The sequence below is a fragment of the Desulfobulbus sp. genome (assembly GCF_030824455.1).
Taxonomy (GTDB): domain Bacteria; phylum Desulfobacterota; class Desulfobulbia; order Desulfobulbales; family Desulfobulbaceae; genus Desulfobulbus.
Window position 1 is genome coordinate 31158 of record NZ_JAVBXR010000004.1, and the last position, 24427, is coordinate 55584.

The 24427-nt window shown below is 55.1% G+C and carries 16 protein-coding genes; 3 read left to right on the forward strand and 13 right to left on the reverse strand.

The window, feature by feature from the left end; all coding sequences use genetic code 11:
- The first annotated feature begins 450 nt into the window (after positions 1–450).
- Entirely contained in the window at positions 451–660 is a 210-nt protein-coding gene (locus tag RCH93_RS00210) for a hypothetical protein (RefSeq protein ID WP_306545926.1), read from the forward strand.
- A complete protein-coding gene (locus RCH93_RS00215) occupies positions 657–1298 on the forward strand; it encodes a hypothetical protein (RefSeq protein ID WP_306545927.1) in 642 nt (213 codons plus the stop codon). The genes RCH93_RS00210 and RCH93_RS00215 overlap by 4 nt, the downstream gene beginning before the upstream one ends.
- A 275-nt stretch (positions 1299–1573) precedes the next feature.
- Here the strand turns inward: RCH93_RS00215 and RCH93_RS00220 are convergent, their stop codons facing one another.
- The 11 genes from RCH93_RS00220 to RCH93_RS00270 all read right to left on the reverse strand — a co-directional run bounded on the left by RCH93_RS00220 (position 1574) and on the right by RCH93_RS00270 (position 13049).
- A complete protein-coding gene (locus RCH93_RS00220; protein WP_306545929.1) occupies positions 1574–1894 on the reverse strand; it encodes a transposase in 321 nt (106 codons plus the stop codon).
- Positions 1895–2029: 135 nt separating this feature from the next.
- Positions 2030–3451 (reverse strand): response regulator, encoded by a 1422-nt coding sequence (locus RCH93_RS00225; RefSeq protein WP_306545931.1) that lies wholly within the window; start codon positions 3449–3451, stop codon positions 2030–2032.
- Between the two features lie 270 nt (positions 3452–3721).
- Positions 3722–4795: a chemotaxis response regulator protein-glutamate methylesterase gene (locus tag RCH93_RS00230; RefSeq protein WP_306545933.1), complete on the reverse strand. Its 1074-nt coding sequence runs from the start codon at positions 4793–4795 to the stop codon at positions 3722–3724.
- Positions 4792–5310 (reverse strand): chemotaxis protein CheD, encoded by a 519-nt coding sequence (locus RCH93_RS00235; protein ID WP_306545936.1) that lies wholly within the window; start codon positions 5308–5310, stop codon positions 4792–4794. The genes RCH93_RS00230 and RCH93_RS00235 overlap by 4 nt, the downstream gene beginning before the upstream one ends.
- Positions 5307–6155, reverse strand: coding sequence for a protein-glutamate O-methyltransferase CheR (locus RCH93_RS00240; RefSeq protein ID WP_306545938.1), 849 nt, complete (start codon positions 6153–6155; stop codon positions 5307–5309). The genes RCH93_RS00235 and RCH93_RS00240 overlap by 4 nt, the downstream gene beginning before the upstream one ends.
- 54 nt (positions 6156–6209) lie before the next feature.
- The gene (locus RCH93_RS00245) at positions 6210–6698 is read right to left on the reverse strand and encodes a chemotaxis protein CheW (protein WP_306545940.1); all 489 of its coding nucleotides are present in this window, start codon (positions 6696–6698) and stop codon (positions 6210–6212) included.
- A gap of 94 nt (positions 6699–6792) precedes the next feature.
- Positions 6793–9180, reverse strand: coding sequence for an MCP four helix bundle domain-containing protein (locus tag RCH93_RS00250; protein ID WP_306545942.1), 2388 nt, complete (start codon positions 9178–9180; stop codon positions 6793–6795).
- Between the two features lie 257 nt (positions 9181–9437).
- Entirely contained in the window at positions 9438–11549 is a 2112-nt protein-coding gene (locus RCH93_RS00255) for a chemotaxis protein CheA (protein WP_306545944.1), read from the reverse strand.
- 77 nt (positions 11550–11626) lie between these two features.
- Entirely contained in the window at positions 11627–11992 is a 366-nt protein-coding gene (locus tag RCH93_RS00260) for a response regulator (protein ID WP_306545946.1), read from the reverse strand.
- Positions 11980–12591, reverse strand: a complete 612-nt coding sequence (locus RCH93_RS00265; protein WP_306545948.1) for an STAS domain-containing protein — start codon at positions 12589–12591, stop codon at positions 11980–11982. The genes RCH93_RS00260 and RCH93_RS00265 overlap by 13 nt, the downstream gene beginning before the upstream one ends.
- Entirely contained in the window at positions 12588–13049 is a 462-nt protein-coding gene (locus tag RCH93_RS00270) for a chemotaxis protein CheW (protein ID WP_306545950.1), read from the reverse strand. The genes RCH93_RS00265 and RCH93_RS00270 overlap by 4 nt, the downstream gene beginning before the upstream one ends.
- Positions 13050–13695: 646 nt before the next feature.
- Between RCH93_RS00270 and RCH93_RS00275 the strand changes: the two genes are divergently transcribed.
- The gene (locus RCH93_RS00275; protein ID WP_306545952.1) at positions 13696–20358 is read left to right on the forward strand and encodes a PAS domain S-box protein; all 6663 of its coding nucleotides are present in this window, start codon (positions 13696–13698) and stop codon (positions 20356–20358) included.
- A 131-nt stretch (positions 20359–20489) separates the two neighbouring features.
- Here RCH93_RS00275 and RCH93_RS00280 read toward each other — a convergent pair whose 3' ends face one another.
- Positions 20490–22208: a sigma-54-dependent Fis family transcriptional regulator gene (locus RCH93_RS00280; protein WP_306545954.1), complete on the reverse strand. Its 1719-nt coding sequence runs from the start codon at positions 22206–22208 to the stop codon at positions 20490–20492.
- A 6-nt stretch (positions 22209–22214) separates the two neighbouring features.
- On the reverse strand, positions 22215–24413 hold the full coding sequence (locus RCH93_RS00285; protein WP_306545956.1) for a PAS domain-containing sensor histidine kinase: 2199 nt from the start codon (positions 24411–24413) through the stop codon (positions 22215–22217).
- Positions 24414–24427: the final 14 nt, after the last annotated feature.

Genomic DNA, 24427 nt, shown 5'->3' on the forward strand with positions numbered 1-24427 from the left:
AAAAAATCACACCTGGATTCTGAAACAAGCGACAATAACAAAAGAAGAGTGTCGCAATTCAAAAACCACAAAAATAATAAGTTGAAACTAATACAAGAAGAGATCCTGCGGTTGCCATAACCAATTAAAACCAATACGTAATCTTTTATAAGTCGTCTAGGGCTGCCGATTACGATGTCCGTATCTTAGCAGGAGTTTGTCATTTTACGCAAATCAAATAGTGTTCAAAATATTCAAAGTGAAATCTTGCGTCCATTGTCCACGAACCTTGAGCGATGTCAAGCTGACGGATCATGCCGCTCAACTCATGATAAAGGCATGTGAATAGAGGGCGGGGAATATTGGTCAATTAGAAACTATTATCCGCATAATCGGAAAATTACATGGCACGCGATTCGATTATGCTCTGTAGGAATTCCATTTAACAAATGGTGGCAGTCAGTTGCGTAAATGATGAAAGGACAATTGGAAATCCAAAGAGAGCAAATTCCTGAACTGCCAAGCATTGTTGAGCCGTATGGAATTCCACGGCTGCCGGAGGCTGCGCAAAAAAATCACGTTGCTCCCAACACTTTTTTGCAATCCGCCATGTTTGGCATGGTGCAACGTGGTCACCGGAAATATTTGGAAAAACGAAAAATTTTATCTTTCGAAATGTGACCATTTTTTTCACAGGAGGTGCCCTCGATCAGGGGGATTTAGACGTAATCCTTCATGCCATGCATCTTGCCGCGCAACAGTCAACGGCAAAGAAGGCAAATGGGTTGGTTAAATTTTCGGTACGGGGTTTTTTGAAAGCATTGAACAAGAAGCCGGGAAAATCAGGCCTGGATTGGCTGTTCAATTCCATCCGGCGGTTATGTGCTTGCCTTGTCGAAGTTCGGTACGGGGAAAACGTGCGGCAACCGGTTCTCAGTAAAATGGGTATTTATGGTGGACCACTCATTTACGATTTCTATCACGATTCGGTCAAAAATAAATTTTTCCTGCGAGTAAATGCGGATTTAGGCTCATTGCTGGATCTTGGTTGGACTTCAATGGAGTGGCGAAAAAGGCTGTGTCTCAAGAGCAGCCTCGCCAAATGGTTGCATGGCCTTTACAGCAGCGCTGACCTTTATCCTCTTAAAATTGCCACGATTTGCCATATGAGCCGATCCACCTGCAAAGAGTTGTTCAAGTTTCGCCAACAACTCAAGAAAGCCCTCAATGAGTTGGTCGAGATTGGGGCAATCGGATCATGGACCATAGATGACGAGGATAAGGTCCATGTGTTTCCATGCCAAGAGAGCGTGGCATAGCAGGTAGGGACAACCCTTTAACCCGTGGCGTAGCAGGTAGGAAAGCGTGGCACAGCGGGTAGCAATCCGTGGCGTAGCGGGTAGGAAGGCGTGGCGCAGCAGGTAGATAGACATGGCGTAGCGGGTAGGTGGTGTGGCGTAGCAGGTAGGTAAACCGTGGCATAGCGGGTAGCGAAATTGGGTCTGACGCTAGCGCTTAATGTCAATAAATCGGTGAGATATCAGCTTGGGTCTGCGGCGGTAAAAGTATTTAAAATATTCGGCTCTTCGACGAATCAAGTGGATTTGAGTAAATTCTGTATCGGTGCGGCCAGCAGGTAGATGATGCTGATGAAGGTGTCGTCGTTTCTATATCCTCTGGCCCTGCATTTGGCCGCCTGGAAGATGCCGTTGAGCGCTTCGATTCTGGCGTTGTTGTGCCCCGAGATCCAGCGGGCGCAAATGGCCTCGCGGTGTTTCTCGATTGTTCGCAGGGCCTTGCGGACCGGTTTGAGCAGATCAATGTCGGCGGTCAGTGATCGGGCGACATTGAGAAACGTGGTCAGCCGCCATTTGGCGCCTCTGACGGTAGGCGCTTGGCGCACCCAGCGGAGCAAATCTATTTTCCATTATAGGTAATAGTACCCAGACAGCAACAGGTAATAGTACCAGGGTTGATGAATTCGCAAAGAGCTCGACGCAAGGTCACTCCAGCGCAGGCTTCATTCATTAACTCGTTGAAATTACATGATTTATTCCTGAGCCGCAATGACGGAAACCGATTTTGAATCGACAAACCCCACTTTGTTGTTATCCAATTCTCTCTGACAGTCCCAATCGAAAAAAAGTCTGACGCAGTCAGGGCAGAGCTGGGAACCCGAGGCGTTTTTGATAATGTCGAGGGCTTTGATGTGGGACACGCCTTTTCTGTAGGACCTGTCACTGGACAGGGCGTCATAGGTGTCGGCGACCGCCGTCATCCGAGCCCACAGGGGGATGGAAAGCCCCTTCAAACCTTGGGGGTAGCCATTGCCATCCATGCGTTCATGGTGAGAAATCACCACCGGAAGGACATCGGCAATACTGGGGATTGTTTTTATGATTGAGGCGCCAATGAAGGGATGTTGTTGAATATGTTCGAATTCGTCGTAGCTGAGGCGTCCGGGTTTCAAGAGCACATTATCCCTTATGCCGATTTTGCCGATATCGTGAAGTCGGCCGGCGACCAGAGCCCGTTCCACATCGTAGGAGGTCCCGCCCGAGTATTCCACCAGACCGGCCAGAATAAAAGCGACTCTTTCCGAGTGGCCGCAGGTGTACTTATCGCGGGCTTCCAGCGCTTTCACCAGGCCGGCTATTCCTGCTATCATTAATTTCTGTTCACCGGCGAGACGCTCTTTTTCTTTTCGCAGCAGGAGAAACTTGTAGGAAACAATCTTGTTCAAGGTCAACATTACTTGTTCGACATTAAAGGGCTTGACGATGAACGCGGCCGCACCGTACAGCATCATCCGCCGCATATTCTCGGCATCATTTTCAGAACTCATGACCACAAAAGGAATCTCGGAATAGAGGGGATCGCCATGCAGGATTTCGCAAAGTTCAAGTCCGCTCATTTTGGGCATGTACACATCGGAGAGGATGAGGGCGGGAGGGTTGCTGCGGATGATTTCAAGGGCTTGCTCGCCATCTTCTGCCGTTGCTATCCGATACCCTTCCCTGGAAAGTTCATCCTCAAGCAACAGACGCATGGAACTCGAGTCATCGACGACGAGAATCCGTATTTCTGCTGATTGCTCGGAATATTCTCGAAAGATTTTTTCAATTGCGGGAATAAGCTTGATCATAGCCTCTTTGAGATCAATATACGCAAAGACACCGGCAGAATAGCTATTCTTGACATTTCTTTCCGTATCAGCTGATCCCATAAGAATCACGGGAATGTTCATGCACAACGAGTTCTCTCTTAATAGGGAACAGATGCGGAACTGATACAGAGGCGATTCCTTGAGGATGGCGACTATAAGATCAGGGGCGACACCTTCTGGAATCAACAGACTATCGTCTACGGTCGACATCTCAAACAGGTCCGCTTTGATCGGCGCCAGGATGCTCTTTATCGTTTCCCGATGGAAAAAGTTGTCACAAATAATTAATATGCTGATTTTTTTCATATAAACCTCATGTGCTCGAATTCGAGCTCGAAACCGTGTCGTCAGTGGCTCTGCAATACCTTTCTCGCCGGCCAACAAGTTAGCACTTGCCGTAGGGTGCGCCGTGCGCACCGGAAAAAATGCCATCTTGAATGCAAATGCAAATCAGTTTTTATCGCGCCATCGCAAACCTGCGACCGGAGTTCGGGCGGATTGGTCCCCGCAGCTCAAGAGGCTACAGTCTCATCAACCTGAACCGTAAGGTTTTCAAGTTCCAACTCCCTCGGTCTCTCAGGTACACAAGCGCAGAACCTCGGGGGCAATCTGCTGTAAGGGCAATATTTTGTGAACCCCTCCATGCTTGATCGCCTCAGCCGGCATGCCAAAGACCACGCAGGTGGCTTCATCCTGGGCGATGGTCACTGCCCCGCCGTCAAACATTTCCTTCATGCTGCGAGCCCCATCATCGCCCATGCCGGTCATGATCACCCCGACCACGTTCTTTCCCGCATACCGGGCGGCGGAACGAAAAAGCACATCCACCGAGGGACGATGCCGGGAGACCAGCGGCCCGTCCTTGACCTCAACATAATACCGGGCGCCGCTACGTTTCAGCAGCGTGTGGTGATTGCCGGGGGCGATCAAGGCCCGTCCGCGCACCACGGTATCATTATCCTGCGCCTCCTTGACCGTTACCCTGCAGAGGGAATCGAGCCTCCGGGCAAAGGCGGCGGTGAAATTTTCCGGCATGTGTTGCACAATCACGATCCCCGGCGCATCCTCGGGCAATGATTCCAGAAAAATCCGCAAAGCCTCGGTGCCGCCGGTGGAGGCGCCGACCACCACCACTTTCTCTGTGGTCTGCAGCATGGCCTTGGAGTTGGGCTTGTCCATGATCACATCGGCGGAATATTTGGGCGAGATCTCCTTTAAAGTGCTGCGTGCGGGGCGGACGTGGCCGGGCCGGGTGGCGGCCGCCCCCTTGACCACATCGCAGATCATGATGCGGGATTCCTCGATGAATTGCTTGGTGCCCATGCGGGGTTTGGTGATGATATCCACGGCCCCGTATTCCATGGCCTTGAGTGCCGATTCGCTCCCTCCGTCGGCAAGGCTGGAGCACATCACCACTGGTATGGGATGCTGGTTCATGAGTTTTTGCAGGAAGGTCAACCCGTCCATACGCGGCATCTCGATATCCAGCGTAATCACATCGGGCACTACGGTCCGCATGCGCTCCGCCGCCAGAAACGGGTCGGCCGCGGCGCCGACCACTTCAATCTCGGGATCGGAATTGAGGATTTCACACAGGGTCTGCCGGACCAGGGCAGAATCGTCGATCACCAGGACTTTGATTTTGTTCATTGCATTATCCCTTGCGTGCAAATACAGGCAATTCCGTTGACCTTGAGTTTGCGCAGATAGACATCGCCGGTTTTCATCGAAAAAAACATTTTCCGACCCAATGGCCCACCGATATCGGTTTTCGCAATCCGCAGGCCCAACTGCTCCAGGGTAATTTTTGCCTGGATGACATTCTGTTCGCCCACCGACTTTCTGGTGGCAGTGGAATGGCCGCCGGCCAGGACCTGAGCCCCGCCGAAGAGTTTGATCACCAGATCGGAGAGACCGCCATACTCGGTCATCCTGTGGTAAAGATAGCTTACTGCCGTATCCACATAGTGCAAATCGTCGTTTTGCTTAAGATTGTTGGGCAGCATGGCATGACAGATGGCTCCCACTCCCTTTGCCGGAGAATACATGGTGACCGCTACACATGATCCTAGGACCGTGCTCACCAGGATAGGATCGGGCGAAACAATGGCCTCGCCGGGTTTAAGGAAGGCGTTGCCATGATGTTCAGCAATGATGTGTTTCATGGTTTTTGATACACGGTTGATCCCACAGTGGCAAAATCGACATCAATGCCGTTGAGCGTCTCGGAATGACCAAGAAAGAGAAAACCGCCGGGCCGAAGCTGCCGGTGGAATTTCCGCATCAGTTCCTGCTGGGTGGGTTTGTCGAAATAAATAACCACATTGCGACAGAAAATTATGTCCATCTTTTCGGCAATTCCGAGATCGGGATCCATAAAATTAATCCTGCGGAAAGCGACCTGCGAGCGAAGCTCCGGACAGACCCGAACCAAAGCGCGATGTCGGTCCTTGCTGCGCAGAAGGTAATTTTTCTTGATATTCATGGCGATGCCCGCTATCCGCTCCTCAGGGTACACGGCGGTTCTGGCGGTCTCCAGGATTCGGGTGCTGATGTCCGAGGCCAGGATGGAATAGCGAAAGCCGTGGTTCGCGGCCGCGAATTCGGCCAGGACCATCGCTAGGGTATAGGGCTCCTCGCCGCTCGAGCAGCCGGCGCTCCATATCCGCAGGGGGTGCGAGGGGTGGCTCTTTCGCTGCTCCAGGAGAGTCGGCACCGCTTTTTGGGTCAGATAGTCAAAGTGGCCTGGTTCGCGGAAGAAGTCGGTCTTGTTGGTGGTGACCACATCGATCAGATGCACCAGCTCCGCCTGCCTGCCTTCCGGGCTGAAGACGAAGGCGCCGTAGGCCTCGAAGGTGTCGATGGCCAAAGCCTTGAGGCGCTTCTGCAGTCGCGCCTCAAGCATGGTTTTTTTGCCGGGCGGCAGCTGGATGCCGACCTGTTCGTAGATAAACGAACTGAACAGGTTGAACTGCTTATCCTTCATTTTTGCAGGTGAATAAAGCGTCATGCCGCTGCCCGTTTGGTTAGTGGTTGTTGCAATGAGCAAAACCCGCCCGCCCTTTCAGGCGGCGGTGTTTCCCTGGAAGTCGGACAGTTCTTCCGAAGAAAAAACTTTGTCGATATCCAGAATCATGACAAAAGTATTTTCCACCTTACCCATTCCTTTAATAAATTCCGTGTTCAGCTTGGCGCCCAACTGGGGGGGCGGCTCGATATGGTCCGGCTCCATCTCGACCACTTCCTGCACCGAGTCCGCCAGAACGCCGAGCACCAGGATTTCCCGGTTGAGATTGACCTCAACCACGATGATGCAGGTGTTGACGGTTTGTTCCGTGCATTGCATGCCGAAATTGAGGCGGAGATCAATGACCGGCACCACGCTTCCCCGCAGGTTGATGACCCCCCGCATGAAATCAGGGGTCTGCGGAACCTTGGTGATTGAGGTCAGTTCCAAAATCTCCCGGACCTTGGCCACATCAAACGCAAAAATTTCCTCTGCCAGTTTAAAGGTCAGATATTGTACAGTTTCAGTTATTCCTGCCACACTCATGGTTTTTCCTCCTTTGGGGGCGGTTGGTTTCAGGCTGCAGGGCCCGGCAGGAAGAACATCCGTTGCCCTGCAGTCTGACAGCTTGCAGCCTGAATCAGAATTTTTCGAATTCCTCGTCAAGACGATCCGCCCCGCCTTTCATGCCCATTTCAAGATTGATCCCACCCGTGGAGTTCCCCGGTCTGGCGGGTTTGGCCGATGGCGCTTTACGAACCGCGGCGGCTTTCGGCATGGGGACATGCGCAATGGCGTGCTGCTTGCCCCCAACCTGTTGCGGAGCGGCAATAACCCGTTTTTGCCGGCCGGTCTCCAGGGTGAAGAAGGCAATGGTCGCTTTGAGCTGTTCAGCCTGGCTGGAGAGTTCCTCCGTGGTCGAGGCCATCTCTTCAGCAGCGCCCGCGTTTTGCTGAATCACCTGATCCAGTTGCTGGATCGCCTTGTTGATCTGGTCGGCGCCGGTATCCTGTTCTTTGCTCGAAGCGTTGATTTCCTGGACCAGTTCCGCAGTCTTCTGGATGTCAGGAAGCATTTTATTGAGCATATCACCTGCCTGTTCGGCAATGGCCACGCTGGAGGTGGACAACTGGCTGATCTCGCCGGCCGCGGACTGGCTGCGTTCCGCTAGCTTGCGCACCTCGGAGGCCACCACGGCGAACCCTTTGCCGTGCTCGCCGGCCCGCGCTGCCTCAATGGCGGCGTTCAAGGCCAAGAGATTCGTCTGACGGGCAATTTCCTCAATAATGGAGATCTTGGTTGCGATCTGTTTCATCGCAGCCACGGTCTCTGTCACTGCTCTGCCGCCATCCTTGGCATCCGAAGCGCTCTTGATAGCGATCTTTTCCGTCTGCATAGCGTTGTCGGTGTTCTGGCGGATATTGGAGGCCATCTGTTCCATACTCGAAGAAACCTCCTCGGCGCTGGCCGCCTGCTCGGTCGCACCCTGGGACATCTGCTGCGCGGTGGCGGACATCTCCTGGGAACCGGAGGCCACATTGTCGGCCGCGACCTGCACTTCGGTGACAATCTCTTTCAGCTTGTCGACCATGTTTGCTAGAGATTCCATCAACTCATCACTGTCACAACGTTTTTTCAAATCAACCATCAGGTTGCCCTGCGCCACCTGTTTTGCATTGCCGGTGATACTGTTGGTGGCCTCGATCAGCACATTGAGATTATTCTTAATCAGGTTGTATTGCCCTTTATAGACATCGGTAATCGTTGGCGGCATATCGCCCTTGGAAACCTTGGCCACATAATCGGCGGTAACCATGAGCGGATTGACGATGTTGGTGACTGTGTCGTTAACGCCAACCACCAACTTGTTCCAGCCGCCGACAAAGAGGCTGGCATCGGCGCGTTTGTCGAGTTCGCCATCGGCAGCGCCTTTGATCAAAATATCGGTCTGGGCCAGCAGGTCGCCCATCATCTTGACCACATTATTGAGATTGATTTTAATCGCGTTGAAATCGCCGTTGTAGTTGTCGGTAATCGCCGGCGGGATAATCCCTTTGGCAATCTTGTCGACGTAATCGGCGGAAACGTTCAGCGGGCCGATCACCGCATCCAGGGTGCTGTTGACCCCGGCGACGATCTTCTGAAAATCGCCCTGGTGCTTGGACGCATCGGCACGGATGGCCAGTTTGCCGTCCACTGCGGCGGTGACCAGCATATTGGTGTCGGCAACCAGGGCCCGAATGGTGTCAACCATTTTTTTCATGGCCGCCATAACGCTGGTGGTGTCGCCCGGGGTCACGGCAACATCACGGGAGAGATCGCCCATGGCGACCATGTTGGCCACCTCGCCGACCAGCTTCGGATCCCCGCCCAATTGCCGCAGGACGATGCGGGCGATGATCAAGCCCAGGCCGATGGCCAGAATCACGCCGAGGAGCGACAATATGGACATCACGGTATTGGCGGTTTGGGCGGTGGCGCTGTTTTCTTCGGAAGTCTTCTTGGCAATCGTAACCTTGCTTTCCATCAATTTCTCAATAGCACTCTGTTCCTCTCGGGCAGCCTTGCCCGCCTCACCTTGCATCACTGCCGCGACTTCATTGGTTTTGCCTTCCCTGGCTAAAGTCATCATTTTGTCCAGTGCGGCACCGTAGACAACCCGGTTTTTTTTAAGCTCGTCAAAGAGTTTGGCCCCTTCATCGGTCAGGATGGATTTTTCATAGCTGGTCATGTTCTTCTCAATCGATTCCCGAAGTTCTTTGATCCGGCCGGCAAAATGCTCCTGCTTGTCCGGAGTGGTCGCATCGATGAAATCGCGGCTATTAACTCGGATCCGCTGGAAACTTATGGCAATCTCGGCCATTTCTCCGAGAGGAACGGTCATTTTTTCAAACAGTCTGGTATCGGCGACATCAAGGAGCCTGATGTTGTAGATGCCATAGCCGCCAATAATGCCGGCAATAATCGCCACAGTGATAAATCCGAGCAGCAGTTTTCCTTTCAGAGTCATGTTACTGAACCAAGCCATCTTAATTCCTCCAGAATGTTGGTGACTTAAAAATAATAGAACGAACACGTTGGGTTCCGTCCATTGTCTGATGTTCACGACCTTGTGAATCAACTCTGGTCATCATTAAGGCCCCCCGTATTTTTCCTTCCCTGAATCCAGCATTGCTCATCCCCCTTGTGTGTTGAGTTGCGGTTTTTGTGGGTATCAACTCTGTTTGATTTTTCATTCGATCCATTCAGCAAAATTCGGGAGCAGCCGAGTCCCGGTTGCCTGCCTTACAATTGCGCGAGTTCCGCTGTTTCCGCCATCCTGGCCAGGTCGCCCGGAGAAATAATCAAGGCAACAGAGCCGTCGCCCAGAATGGTGGCTCCTGATATTCCCTTGACGTCCTGGTAGAGCACCCCGAGCGGCTTGATCACGGTCTGGTGCTCGCCGACCACAAAATCGACCACAAAACCGATTCTGCCCCCCTGCACCGAGACAATCACGATCTGTTCAATATCCGGTCGGGCGCCGTAGATGCCGAACTGATCACGCAGACAGATATAGGGAGTGAGATGCCCGCGCACCTTGGCCAGGTTGCGGCCATGGGCGGCCCGGATGTCTTCCCGCGACAATTCGATGCATTCTTCCACGGCCCCCAGGGGCAAAACAAAGTGGCTCTCCCCGATCTTGACCAGCAGGCTCTCGATGATCGCCAGGGTCAGCGGGATTTTCAGGGTGATGACCGTGCCCTTGCCCAGTTCGCTGTCGACCACAATGCTGCCCCGCAACCCTTCGATGCCGCGCTTGACCACATCCATGCCGACCCCGCGCCCGGAGATGTTGGTGATCTCAGCGGCCATGGAAAAACCGGGGGCAAAGATATAGCTGTAAATCTCCTGGTCGGTCAGGTCGGCGCCGGGGGAGATCATCCCCAGTGCAATGGCTTTATGGCGGATGGCGTCGCGATTGATCCCGGCCCCGTCGTCACGGATGGTGATCAGCACCGAATCCCCGGCATGTTCGGCGCCCAAACGGATGGCGCCGGTCGCCGGTTTGCCGGCCGCGATCCGATCCGCCGGTTTCTCGACGCCATGATCGATGCTGTTGCGGATGATATGGACCAGGGGATCGTTGAGCTTTTCGATCACGGTCTTGTCGATTTCGGTATCCGCGCCAAAGGTTTCCATCTCGATTTCTTTCCCCAATTCCTGGGAGAGATCCCGCACCATGCGCTTGAACTTGCTGAAGGTGCTGCCAATGGGCAGCATCCGGATGTTGAGGGCAGTGTCCCGCAACTCGTTGGTCAGTCGTTCCACCTCTTCGGCTATCGAGATGAAGGTGGCGTCCCCAAGGGTGTTGGAAACCTGAGTAAGCCGCGCCTGCACCGTCACCATCTCGCCGACCAGATTGACCAGTTGGTCCAGCCGTTCCGCCGGCACCCGGATACTGGCGGTGGAGTCGGGAGCGGCGCGTTCCTGGCGAATGCCCTTGACATGCTGCTGCTCACACAGAGCTGACAACACCTTTTCCGGTGTCACCGCACCCTGATCCACCAGCATTTCCCCCAGGGGTTTCTGCTGCTCCAATACCTTGCTCAGCACATCCGGCGAAAGATCGCCGCGCTCGACCAGAATTTCGCCCAGCTTCTTGTAGCCGGTAGGGTCATCCTGGCTGAGATCATCGATCATTTCGATGCTGAGCTGACAGTCATCTTCAACGAAAATAAAGACATCCTTGATGGCTGCCTCGTCCCGGACGGTGGTCAGGATAATGTCCCAATAGAGATAGCAGTGTTCTCCGACTAGGGCGTCAAGGAGCGGCACGGCGTCGAAATGAGCGGTGACCAGACAGCTGCCCAGGCTGCGCAGCTCATTGATGAGCGATACCGGGTTACTGCCGCAGAGCAGCAGTTCCCGATTCGGCTGAAAGCGGATCCGCCAGGTCTTCTGCTGGGTCTCCTCGGGTTGGTTCGTGTCTGCAAGCAATTCGTGGGTCTTATCCGCCGGTCCGCCGGTTGCGGCGGGCTGCGGGACCAGCCGCCGCAATCCGGCGATCAGAACATCGCCTTTTTGCTGGTCCGCCTCACCGCAGCCTGCCGAGGCGTCAAGCAGGGCGGAAATATGATCACGGGATTTGAGGGTGAGGTCGAGCAAATCTTTGGTCACCACCATCTTGCCGTTCCGGACGAGATCGAAGACCGTTTCAACTTCGTGGGTAAAGGCGGCTATATCGTCGAACCCGAACATCGCGCCTGAGCCCTTGATGGTGTGCATGGCCCGGAAAACGCGGTTGATGAGGTCTTGATCGGCGGGCGTTTCTTCAAGGTCGAGCAGGGAAGTTTCCAGTTCGGCAAGCAATTCACCGGCTTCTTCCCGATAGGTGGAAATGTGTTCTTCAATCATGGTGGAAATCCTTAGGTCAACATCGGAGCGTGAACAGCAGTTTCCAGTTAAATAGCTTAAGTATTCAACGAATTAACTCATCCCAACACTTTCTTGACCACCGCAATCAACTGCTCCGGCTTGAAGGGTTTGACAATCCAGCCGGTGGCGCCGGCAGCCTTGCCTTCCGCCTTTTTTGTATCCTGGGATTCGGTGGAGAGCATGACGATGGGGATGAATTTATTGAGGCTGCTGGCCCAAACCCCTTTGATCAGCCCGATACCGTCCAATTTGGGCATGTTGAGATCGGTCAGCAGCATATCCACCTTTTTGGCGGAAAGTTTGCTCAGGGCATCCTGGCCATCCACCGCTTCCACGACCTCGTAGCCGTTTTGTTTCAGGGTGAAGGCAACCATCTGCCGCACACTGGCCGAATCATCGGCGGTCATGATCAATTTTCCCATGTGTTTGCACCTCCGAACTCTCGAAAACAGGAGTCATTAGGATAGCCGCAGGGATTGTGGCGCTCCGCTCCGACCGCGACTGCAAGCTCGATCAGCGCCTTGGGCGTCGGGCCGCGATGAATGCATCGTTTTCCGGAAGCTGCGGCCGTTTTGCAGGCAGAGCACAAGGCCTGTAGCGCGGTGATGTCCATCTCCACCTTGGGGTCGAACTCGAGGATCACGGTGTCGGCCTCGGTGAGGCCTGTACGGAGGAGTTGAACGTAAGCAGTGATAGTTTCAATGGTCAGCCGCTCGCCGCTGCCGATCCGCAGGAAATCATGTTCGGCCGCCCCCGCCAGTAGACGCAGTGTGGCGAGGGAGAAGGAAAGGAGAGCAATCCAGGAGTTGAGAGAATCTGTTGCGGGTTGATCAGTATGTCCGGAAAGAACTGAGAGCATGGTCATCTCTTTACGGCTGTATGGGGAGGAAGCTTGGATGCAGTTTTCCTGCACCCTAGGCCCCCTGACCTGGTTGATATCGGCAATCGGCAAGCAATGACTGGCGGCGATCAATTCCCTGCCAGCGCCGAATAAGGTTTGGGACGAAAAGGCTTTCTTCACAAGGGCTGAGGATGGCCTTTTTCGGATTGTCTTTCCGTAGAGGCGGCGGCATGTATAAAAATTTGCGACAAGGCATTGAGATCATTTTTACTGAAGCGGCATCGCAGCCAATGCGGTGCGGCTTTAACCTGGGAATAATTCATCTCGATCGCCTTCCGAGTATCGTCGGTCGGCGCCTGCAGGACCACATCCTCGCCATCTTTAGCCAGTTCCACGACTACATTGAAGGTGCTGACCATTTGAACGGGTTCCTGGACCGCAAACTTCAGCCGCAGGTCAACAACCGGCGCCAGGCAGCCGCGCAGGCTGATGACCCCCCGCATGAAATCCGGCAACTGCGTTTCGTTGGCGAGGTCCGCCAGCTCAAGTATTTCCAGCACCCTGGCCCCGTCGACGACGACCAGCTCATCCGCCATTGTAAAGGTTAGATATTGGATCGTTTCCAACTCGTCAGTCACAGTTTGCACCCTATCCTTTGCGTATAGTGAAGAACTGAACAACAAGATTACAACAACCGTGCCGTGGCGGTCTGGAGAGCTGAGAAAAAACGTGAAGCCTTGCGGGATGGGGATTTGGGGATATATCAGGTGGATATTCGGGAGGCTCTGCACTGTACCATGTTACAGTAGGGAGTGTAACATGGTACAGTGCGGTTGTTTCATGATACAGTCACAAGAGGGCCAGGAAGGGGCGAAGCGTTGCTTCGCCATGTTTTTCACGGACCAGCCGACGCCTCATCCGGGTGCGGCCTAACTGAGGGGAGAATCGATGAAAAAGGAAAGCCAGCTTGACTTGTCAGCGGAAAATGAGGTAACGAACAGCGGACGGCGTCGCCTCGTTTCGACTGCCAGCCCGGGTTAGCCGAATCCTGAATTGATGCTCTCCTCGGATAGCATTTCAACCAAGGGAAAAATCGTAAGAGCCTCACGTTTCTGAGTATGTTCATAGACAGTGGCGCAAACTGCCGGTTCGGAATATGCCTATACGCAAACGCCTGGTTTGCGATGGCTTGAGTCGTTTTCCATCCCCTTGCTCATAACCGGTCTCATCCTGTTGTCCCCACTTGAATCCGCAGCTCGTTTAAGCCTGAGCCGGTGGAGGTAAATGCCCATGGCCCTTAAGAAGCAGTCAGCAAGCCACGACCCAAAGGCTGAATCCGCCATCGAAGGAAGGGGTGCGGCTCCCCCCATTCCCATTACGGTTGGCATCGGGGCGTCCGCCGGCGGCCATGAGGCTCTGGAGCAGATTTTCACAGCCCTCCCCGCCGATTGCGACCTCTCCTTTGTGGTGATCATGCATCTCCCTGCGGAAGGACCTTCACTGCTCGCCGACATCATCAGGCGTCACACCTCCCTGCAGGTGCTGACCGTCGAAGACGGCATACCGCTCCATCCGGGCACCGTTCATGTGGCGCCTCCCGGCAAAGATCTGACCGTGGATGGCGGCCGGTTACGATTGGTCACTCCTGAGTCGGGACGACCACCTCACCCCATTGACCGCTTTTTCACCTCGCTTGCCGCTGATTTGGGGCAGTGCGCCATTGCGGTTGTCCTCTCCGGCTTCGGGTCTGATGGCGCCGAGGGAGTGAAGCGTATCAAGGAAGAGGGCGGAATCGTCCTCGTCCAGGATCCGGAAACGGCCATCAACCCCTTCATGCCGCAAAACGCCATCGCCACGGGCGCGGCGGATTCCATCCTTTCCGCGGCCGAAATTGCGGACAGGCTTGCCCAGATAGCCGGCGAGAAGGATACTTTCCCCGCCGGGATCTGCCTGGCTCCCCAAGATGAGGAGTTGCGCCCCCTGTTTGCCATCTTGAAAGCCCGCACCAGTCACGATTTCAGCTCCTACAAAAGGAACACCGTCCTGCGGCGGATCGAGAGACGGATGGTGGCCAACGGCGCGACGGCGCTCAGCGATTATTTTGCCATCCTCCAACAAAACCCCGGCGAAGCCCAATCCCTTTGCCAGGAACTCCTCATCGGCGTTACCCGTTTCTTCCGCGATCCTGAGGCGTTCGAGCTGCTCCGCAGCAAGATCATTCCGTCGCTTTTTGCCAACCGGGACACGGAGGCGCCGATTCGGATCTGGCACGCCTGCTGTGCCACCGGCGAAGAAGCCTACTCGGTCGCCATGCTGATCCTGGAATACCTGGAAAAGATACACCCGCAAGCCAAGGTGCAGATTTTTGCCACTGACCTCGACGAGGTGGCCGTGGCACGGGCAAGGGCCGGCTTCTATTCAGACGGCATCATCCCGGAGGTGGGAGAAGAGCGACTCAAGCATTTTTTTATAAAAAATGAAAACGGCTGGCAGGTGACCAAGCAACTGCGGGAGATGGTCGTCTTTGCCCACCACAACCTCATCAACGATCCGCCTTTCTCGCGGCTCGACCTCCTCGTCTGCCGCAATTTTCTCATTTACCTGAAACCCGAGATCCAGAGGCTGCTTATTCCCTTGTTTCACCAGGTGCTCAACCAGAAGGGCTATCTTTTCCTGGGCTCAGCCGAAACAGTGGGACTCCATGGCGATCTGTTCACCCCTGTCGATAAAAAATGGAAGATCTTCAGGCGGCAGGGGGGAAAAAGCCGGGTTGACACGCTCTTTCCCTTTTGCGGTTCTGTGCGGAAACTCTCCGACATTGAGCATTCTGTCCGCTCGGCTGAAACGCAGGAGACGGCAACAATCGCTCTTGCCGATAAATTTCTGATGGAACGGTATGTGCCTGCCCGGGTGATCATCAATGAAAAGAACGAGGTGGTCCATTTTTCAAAACAAGCGGGCGCTTATCTGTCGACACCGGAAGGAAAACCGACCCGTGACCTCCTGAAAATAGCGAAGGAAGAGCTGCGACCGGCGCTCAGGGCCGCCGTCTATAAGGCCTTCACCTATCAAAAGGAGAACGAGTACCGGGGAATAAAGGTGGCGACCGACCACGGCGAGACCACCATCAACATTATCGTGGCGCCGCTCAAAATACCGCCGCCGTCGGACAAGCTGGCTTTGGTGATCATCGAACCGACCGCTCCATCTCCGGTTCCGGTTGTCCCCAGCGAGGCGGCGGAGTTCGGCGACGATGCCTCCCGCAATTCGCTGATACGTCATATGGAGGAGCAGCTGCGCGTCATCGGCGAACAGCTGGAGACCTCCAACGAGCGATTCACCCTGGCCAACGAAGAGCTGATGACGGTCAACGAGGAGCTCCAATCCACCAATGAGGAGCTGCAGTCCACCAATGAGGAATTGATTACCATCAACTCCGAGCTGCAGAAAAGGATGGAGGAACTGAATCAGAGCAACAGCGATCTGGAGAATCTCTTTGCCAGTTCCGAGATTGCCACCTTTTTCCTTAACCGGAAGTTTCTAATCAAGCGCTTCTCCCCTGCCATGGCCGCCATCTTCAATCTGATTCCGGCCGACATCGGTCGTTCCGTTCACCATTTGAACGGTAGTGTCGATTGGTCGGAGCTTCCTCTTGATGCGGCATCGGTACTGGAGAATCTCGTACCGGTCGAGCGGGAAGTCTGCTCCCAAAAGGATGGCCGCAGTTTCATTATGAGGGTTCTCCCCTATCGGACTACTGGGGGGATAATCGACGGGATCGTGGTCACGCTGATCGATATCAGCGAACGCAAGCGGGCCGAGGTGTCCTTGCAGGAAAGCGAAAAACGGTTCCGCACCATGGCCGACGCCATCCCCCAATTGGCGTGGATCGCGCAGCCGGATGGCCACGTTTTCTGGTACAACCAGCGCTGGTACGATTATACCGGCGCCGTACCCGAGCAGATGGAGGGCTGGGGCTGGCAGAGCGTGCATGATCCCCTCGTGCTGCCGAAGGTGATGGATACGTGGCGGGAATCACTGACCACGGGCGAACCCTTTGACATGGAGTTCCCCCTGCGCGGCGCTGACGGCAGTTTTCGCTGGTTCCTGACCCGTGGCTTGCCCTTGAAAGACAGCCAGGGACGGATTGTTCAGTGGCTTGGAACCAACACCGACGTCACCGAAATCAAAGAGGCCAAAGAAACCCTGCGCCGTTATGAGCTCTTGGCCGGCAACAGCCGGGACATCATCATCTTTTTCCGCAGCGATGACGCGCGCATAGTGGAGGCAAACGCCGCGGCAACCGATGCCTATGGCTACGACCATGAGGAGATGCTGCAATTGACGCTGCACAATCTTCGCGCATCGCAGGAGGAGGATCTGGTTGCGGCTCAGATGGCCGACGCCGATTCCCGGGGGATTCTTTTTGAAACCGTTCACCGTCGCAAAGACGGAACGACCTTCCCGGTGGAAGTTAGTTCTCGCGGGGCGACCCTTGGCGACACCCGCATGCTGCTCAGCATCGTCCGGGATATCACCGAGCGGAACGAGGCGGAAAAGGCAGTCAATGAAGCGGCCGAACAGCGTCGTCTGGCGCTGGAGGCGGCCGGTTTAGGGGCCTGGGATTACAACTTCAAAACCGACGATGTCTTTTGGGACGAACATTGCCGCGGCATGTGGGGCATCACCGAAGGCAATCAAATCGACTATGCCGCGGTCATCGAACGAATTCATTCCGATGACCGGGCAGCCGTCGATGAGGCTGTGCATCAGGCGCTCTCCGGGGTCAATGGAGGCGCCTACCGTCGTGAGTTCCGTGTTGTCTGGCCGGATGGTTCCGAACATTGGATCGCGTCCCATGGACGTGTTTACTGGGAAGGCGAGGGGGAGCTGCGTCGACCAATCCGCTTCGTCGGCGTCAATCGCGAGATCACGGCACGCAAGCATGCCGAGGCGACGCGGGCCAGGCTGGCGGCTATCGTCGAATCCTCGGAAGATGCGATTATCGCCAAGGACTTGAACTCCATCATCATCAGTTGGAATGCCGGGGCCGAGCGGCTCTTCGGCTACCGGTCGGAGGAGACTGTAGGCCGGCCGATCACCCTGTTGATTCCCCCAGAAATGCAGGATGATGAGCGCCGGATGCTGCAGCGGCTGCTGGCCGGTGAGCGGATCGACCACTTTGAAACCGTGCGGCTGACCAAGGAGGGCCGGAGGATCGACGTGTCCTTGACGATATCGACCATAAAGGACGACAAGGGGCGAATCATCGGTATTTCGAAGGTTGCCCGCGATATAACCCAGCGCAAACGGACCGAGGAGGCCCTGCGTCGGTCGGAGGCGCAGTACCACACCTTGTTTGAAACCCTGATCGAAGGGTTTTGCACCATCGAAATGGTGTTCGACCCCGAAGGCAGACCGGTTGATTATCGTTTTCTGGAGACGAATCCGGCCTTTGAAAAACTCACCGGGCTGCATGACGTAAAGGGGCGGCTGATGCGCGACCTAGCTCCGGACAATGAGCAGTATTGGTATGAAAGGTATGGAAAAGTCGCCATGACCGGCGAGTCGGTGCGTTTTGAGGCGGAAACAAAAGCGCTGGACAGCTGCTTCGACGTCTGTGCCTATCGGATCGGCGACCCTGAAGATCGCAGAGTCGCCATACTGTTCAATGACATCACCGAGCGCAAGCGGGCGGAAGAACTGACCCGGAGTGTGGCGTTGTTCCCCCTGGAGAACCCTTCTCCGGTTTTACGAGTCAAAAGGGACGGAGCCATCCTTTTTTACAACCGCTCCAGTGAGTCGATGCTCGAAACATGGCGGGCGGACTTTGGGAAGGAGGTGCCGGATGCCCTTCTGCAGTGTATTGGCGATGCATTGGCAAACGGCGTTTTGAAAGAATGCGTGGTCCCGGTCCGTGGCCGCGACATCTCTTTTGCGGTGACGCCTTTTCCGGACCGTGATTACGCCAATCTTTACGCTCGTGACATCACCGAGCGCAAAAGGGCGGAGGAGGCGTTCAAGGAAAGCGCGGTGCATTTGAACCGGTCCCAGGAGGTCGCGCATCTGGGAAGCTGGGAGCTGGATCTCTCGAGTAAGGAGCTGACTTGGTCCGATGAGACCTACCGGATATTCGGTCTACAGCCGCAGGAGTTCCGCGCGTCCTACGACGCCTTTCTCGAAGCAGTGCATCCGGAGGATCGGGGAGCGGTTGACGCCGCCTATTCGGATTCCGTGCGGGAGGGGAAAGACTCGTATGAAATAGAACATCGGATCGTCAAGAAAACCACGGGAGAAATCCGGATTGTCCATGAAAAATGCGAGCATTTCCGGGATGCATCAGGAAAAATCATCCGGTCAGTCGGCATGGTCCACGACATCACCGAGCGCAAGCAGGCAGAGGAAACGCTCAGGCTGAGCGAACAGCGACGCAGCCTGGCGCTGGAGGCCGCTCAGTCCGGAACCTGGGAGTGGGACCTGCTGACCAACGAACATATTTGGTCGAATGAATTATGGTCGTTATACGGATTGGAAATAAACAGCTGCAAGCCTTCCTACGAGGAATGGCGCAAGGTTGCTCATCCCGACGATCTGGCGAAGACGGAACAAACCCTCCAGGAAGCGATTCTCCAGGGAACAGCGTACAACACCGAATGGCGGGTAAATCTCCCCGAAGGGAGTGAACGCTGGCTGATGTCGCGCGGACAGCCGCTCAAAGATACGCACAACCGGGTTGTGCGTTACCTGGGGATTGTCATGGACATCACCGAACGCAAGCGGGCGGAGAAAGAGAAAAAGGCGATGCAGGCCCAATTGATCCAGGCCCAAAAAATGGAGGCCATCGGCACCTTGGCGGGCGGCATTGCCCATGACTTCAATAATATCCTCGGGGCGGTTCTCGGCTATGCCGAAATGGCGAGGGACGCCAGTCCGGCGGGATCCGCGATTGCCCATGATCTCGACAAAGTTCTGCAAGCAGGCGAGCGGGCGGCCAACTTGGTCAAACAGATCCTTACCTTCAGCCGCGAGGCCAGTATTGAACGCACTCCTCTGGAACCCCTTCGCCTTGTCAAAGAGGCCCTCAAGCTGCTCCGACCGGCCTTGCCCTCAACCATCAGCATCAAGCAGCAACTCGATACAGCGACGTGTCCGATCCTTGCCGATCCCACCCAGGTGCACCAAATTGTGATGAATCTCTGCACCAATGCCTTTCACGCCATGGAACAGACTGGCGGGGTTCTCGAAATTACCCTCAAAAACCGCGAGATCTCTCCATCAGATCTCCTCAAGCATCCAGGGATGCAGCCAGGAAATTTTGTTCTGCTTTCCATCGGCGATACCGGGCCCGGGATCCCGCCGGCGATCCGGGATAAAATTTTCGAGCCCTACTTCACCACCAAGGAGGCCGGAAAGGGCACCGGCATGGGCCTGTCCATCGTCCATGGCATTGTTGCCGCCATGGGCGGGTTTATCACGTATGAAGGCGGACCCGGTGAAGGCTCGCTCTTTCAGGTCTTCTTGCCTGCCATAGAAAAGGAGGTTGCCGCTATAACCACGCCCGTCGAAACGATTGCAGCCGGTCACGAGCGCATCCTTTTTATAGATGACGAGGAAATGCTCGCGGAAATGGGCAAGATCATGCTTGAACGTCTGGGCTACAAGGTAACCGTTCGCTCCAGCAGCATGGAAGCCCTTGCCACCTTCCAGAACCAGCCCGATCAGTTCGATGCGGTGATCACCGACCAGACCATGCCCGGCCTTACCGGGGTCGAACTGGCCAGGAAGATGCTGCGGATCCGTCCGAACATCCCGATTATCCTCTGCACCGGTTACAGCAACCTGGTCAACGAGGAACAGGCCAAGGTCATCGGCATCAAGGGGTTCATCATGAAGCCCATGACCAAAAAGGATATAGCGCAACTGCTCAGGGCTGTACTGGAGAGATGAAGACGGCAACAAAACGTAGAATACTGCCGATTGGGATGGGACTATGGGCGTTTTGAGGAGGGAGTTCGGAAAAGGATCCACTGACGCCTGATAAGCTACTCAGGGCTCTGGCGGGAACGAGAGAGGAGAATCTACGTGGTCCTGCTTTTTTTAATTTGCCGGTACACGGTAAGTCGGCTGACACCGAGCAAATTGGCCGCGTGGCTTTTGTTTCCGCCACTGAGCTCCAACGCTTCTTCCAGAGTGAGCTTTTGCTTCACAGTTATTGGCAAAGCGGCGCCTTGCGAAGACGATTCGATCGCGGCCCGAGCCGAATCAATCAGGTCCTGCGGAAGGTCCTGCACGGTAATGATGTTTGATTTGCAAAGAATACAGGCGCGTTCCACGGCGTGCTCCAGTTCGCGCACATTGCCCGGCCAGGTATGACGATGAAAAAGAGCAAGGACATCATCCGAGACGCCTTGAATTTTTCGCTTCAGCTTCCTATTGAATTTTGCAATGAAGTGAGCCACCAGCAGGTCGAGGTCATCTAAACGTTCTCTGAGCGCCGGCGCCCTCACCCGGACAACATCCAGACGATAATAGAGATCTTCACGGAAAGTCCCCTCTTTGACCATTGCGGCAAGATCCCGATTGGTGGCGGCAAGCATTCGAACATCCACCTTGTGAGAAGTAGACTCTCCAACCCGTTCAAACTCGCCTTCCTGCAGCACCCGTAACAGGCGCATTTGGATAGCGGGCGAGATGTCGGCTATCTCATCCAGAAAGAGTGTTCCCTTGTCGGCCTTCTGAAAACGACCGACCTTGTTGGCGATTGCACCGGTAAAAGCCCCGCGCACATGTCCGAACAGTTCGCTTTCGAGAAGAGATTCGGAAAGCGCCGAACAGTTGACCTTTACAAAAGGCTCGGCCGCCCGTGCCCCGGAGTAATGCAGGGCTGCGGCGACTAACTCTTTACCCGTGCCGCTTTCGCCGTAGATCAGCACCGTTGTCGGCACGTCAGCGAGGTCTTCGATCAAGGAATAGACCTTCTGCATCGGCGCCGAGGCTCCGACAATCCCCTGAAACCGCTCTCGTTTCTGAAGAGCCTGTTCCAGTTCAACCAACTGGGATTCATCCCGAATAACCGCCACTGCCCCGCTGACGGTTCCATCCGTCTCAATAACAGGCGTTGCAGTCAGGCCGACAATGCGATTCTTGCCTTCCGGAGTCCGGCATTCATGGCGGCGGATTTCACGGGGAGCATTGCCGGAGAGCGTTTCCAAAAGAGCTGCGCGGCAAAATCCGCAGCATCCCAGGCTGATAGCAGCTGCATCACTCCCGATCAAGTCGCGGCTGTATCCGCAGACCTTTTCTGCTGTCGAATTGAAGTGGGCCAGGCGCCCATTCTTGTCCACCATGACGATGCTGTCGGAAACAGTCCGCAAAATAGCGTCCATGTTGGCACGAGATTGTTCCAGGTCGTCATGCATCTCTTTGTTCTTGAGAGCATGGCGCGCGATCAACAGCAGAGTTTCCTTGCGCACCGGCTTGGTGATGTAGTCAAAGGCACCCAGGCGAACGGCGGCGACGGCGGAATTGACCTCGGGATGGCCGGTGAACATCACCACCTGGGTCGAGGGGGAAATGGCTTTTATATCCCGCAGCAAATCGATCCCGTTTTCCCCGGCCAGCATGATATCCACAAAAGCCAGGTCGTAGTGCGCGGTCTGCAGGCAGGCGATAGCGTCGACATGACCGGCTGCGGCATCAACCTGATACCCTTCATTTTTCAGCAGAAGGCTGAGGGTGGAACGAAGCCCCTCTTCGTCGTCGACAAGCAGTATGCGGCACTTTGCTGAATCGGTCATCGATATCTACTCCATCGTATCAATAAGCTTCATGAATATGCTCCGCAACTGATCGGGCTTGTACGGCTTGCCTACGGCTTCGGCAAAGGGATCGTCTGTGATGTCCTGCGCAAGACCCTCGGCGTTGCCCTCGCTGCAGATGACAATCGGGATCGTGGGCGAAGTCTGCCGCAGAAGGCGATAGGTTTCGATTCCGCTCATCTCCGGCATAAGGAGATCCAGCAGGATCAGGTCGATTTTGGGGCTGTTCTCCCTATGAATTTTGATTGCCTCCTCCCCGTCGGCCGCGATCATGACCGTAAATCCCATTGCCTTCAGCAGAGCGGAGCCAATGATGCGGAGTGGCGCTTCATCATCCACCAACAAAAGGGTGCCGTGACCTTTTTCCGGAGAAATATCGGCTGCCGGGGCGGCTGAAACAATGCCGGGACCGATAAAAGACGGGAAGAACACCTTGAAGGTCGTGCCGGCGCCCGGCGTGGTGGAGAACTGCAGGGCCCCGTGATGCGAGGCGACAATGCCAAGTGCCGCCGACAGGCCCAAGGCGCGACCGGTATATTTCGTGGTGCAAAACGGCTCGAATATCCGCTGCCGGGTTTCGGCGTCCATGCCGCCGCCGTTGTCCGACACCGTCAGGCAGGCGTAATCGCCGGCCTGGATCGCATTGCCGAGATAATCCTTGTCTGTTTGGCATCCCTGAACAACGTTCTTGTTGAGAGCAATGCTGATCGTGCCTTTTCGCTCGCCTATGGCCTCGGCGGCGTTGCAATACAGATCTTTGACGACCTGTTGGACCTGGGCACGGTCGCCAATAATTTCAAAAGCCTCATCGTCGAAATCAAGTTCGAGGCGGACCTTGGTTTGCAGAGTCGGCTGGAGCCGCTTGACTGTCTCTTCGACCATCAATCGGAGGTTAATCCGGGTTTGAAGAGGAGCATTTCTTCCGACATGGGGCAACAGCTGCCGACAAAGGTCCACACCCCTGAGCGCGGCTTTCTCGATTTGTTTGACTTGGGCTATTGGGTCGATTCCCGAGCTGAGGTCTTCACTGAGGATATCACATTGCCCCAGGATTATGGCAAGAATATTGTTAAAGTGGTGAGCGAGGCCGCCGGCCGGCGCCCCAAGGCTCTCGAGCTTTTGGGACTGCTGGGATTTGCGTTCCATTTCCAGTGTAAGCGCTTCCACTTGTTTGCGGTCAGTGATGTCCCTGGAGACGCCCAGCACCGAGCATACCCGGCCCTCGGCGTCGAAAACCGGGCTGAGGAGGCAGTCGAAATATTTGAGCCCCTCGGAACTGTTCCACTCCCGCTCCGTTCTGAAAGGTGCGGCAGTCATAAAAACCTGGTTTATTTTCTCTTGGAGCACGGAGCGCAGCTCGTTGAAATAACCGCTCTGCCGGGGAGGCCCGTCGATGAGCTCCTCTTCGCGCAGACCGGCAAGATCCAAGGCAGCCGGATTTATATACATGTGTTGGCACTGTTTATCGTAAAGCACGATAGGGTCTTGGCTGCTTTCCGCGAGGGAACGAAATTTTTCCTCACTCGCGTGTAAGGCATCCTTCGCCAGTTTACTCTCGGTGATGTTGGTGAGTGTCACCCGGGATATGGGGTCCCTGCCGCTCTTCTGCGCGGCGGTGGCGTCAAGTCGCACCCAGAATACCGTTGCATCCTGTCTCACGATCCGCAGTTCGCATGTTTGGGCTTCACCGGTTGCAAGGAGCTGCTGCTGAAGGAGAGCGTATACCCCGCGGTCTTCCTTGAAAATAAAATGGGAGATCGGTTGATTGATCAGCGCCTGCCGGGGCAGGCCCAAGAGATCGGTTGCAATGAAATTTGCTTCCAGGATCCGTCCTTGCTCATTCACGGTGGCACAACCAACCGACGCCAGGTCGTAGATGTCGAAATAGAGCGCCTGCGAAGCATCGAGCTGCACTTGCCTCCGGTGCAGTTCCTCGTTTTGGATCTCGAGTTGGACCTGATACACCTCCAGTTCATGAAGTGCTTGTCGTGCTTCTTCAAGCGGGGTAACCGCAGCCTCTTCCGAGGACGGAGCAGCTATTATTCGGGTGATGATCTGCCCGAGGCGTTGACGCAGAGCGCGTCCTTTGTCCACGGGACCTAATGGGGGCGTCTCCCCCCAGAGTGTTTCGGCTGAACCAACAGATAAGGGCAAGAAAGTGGCTTGCGTATCTTTATCGGTCATTGTATTCGCGGTTC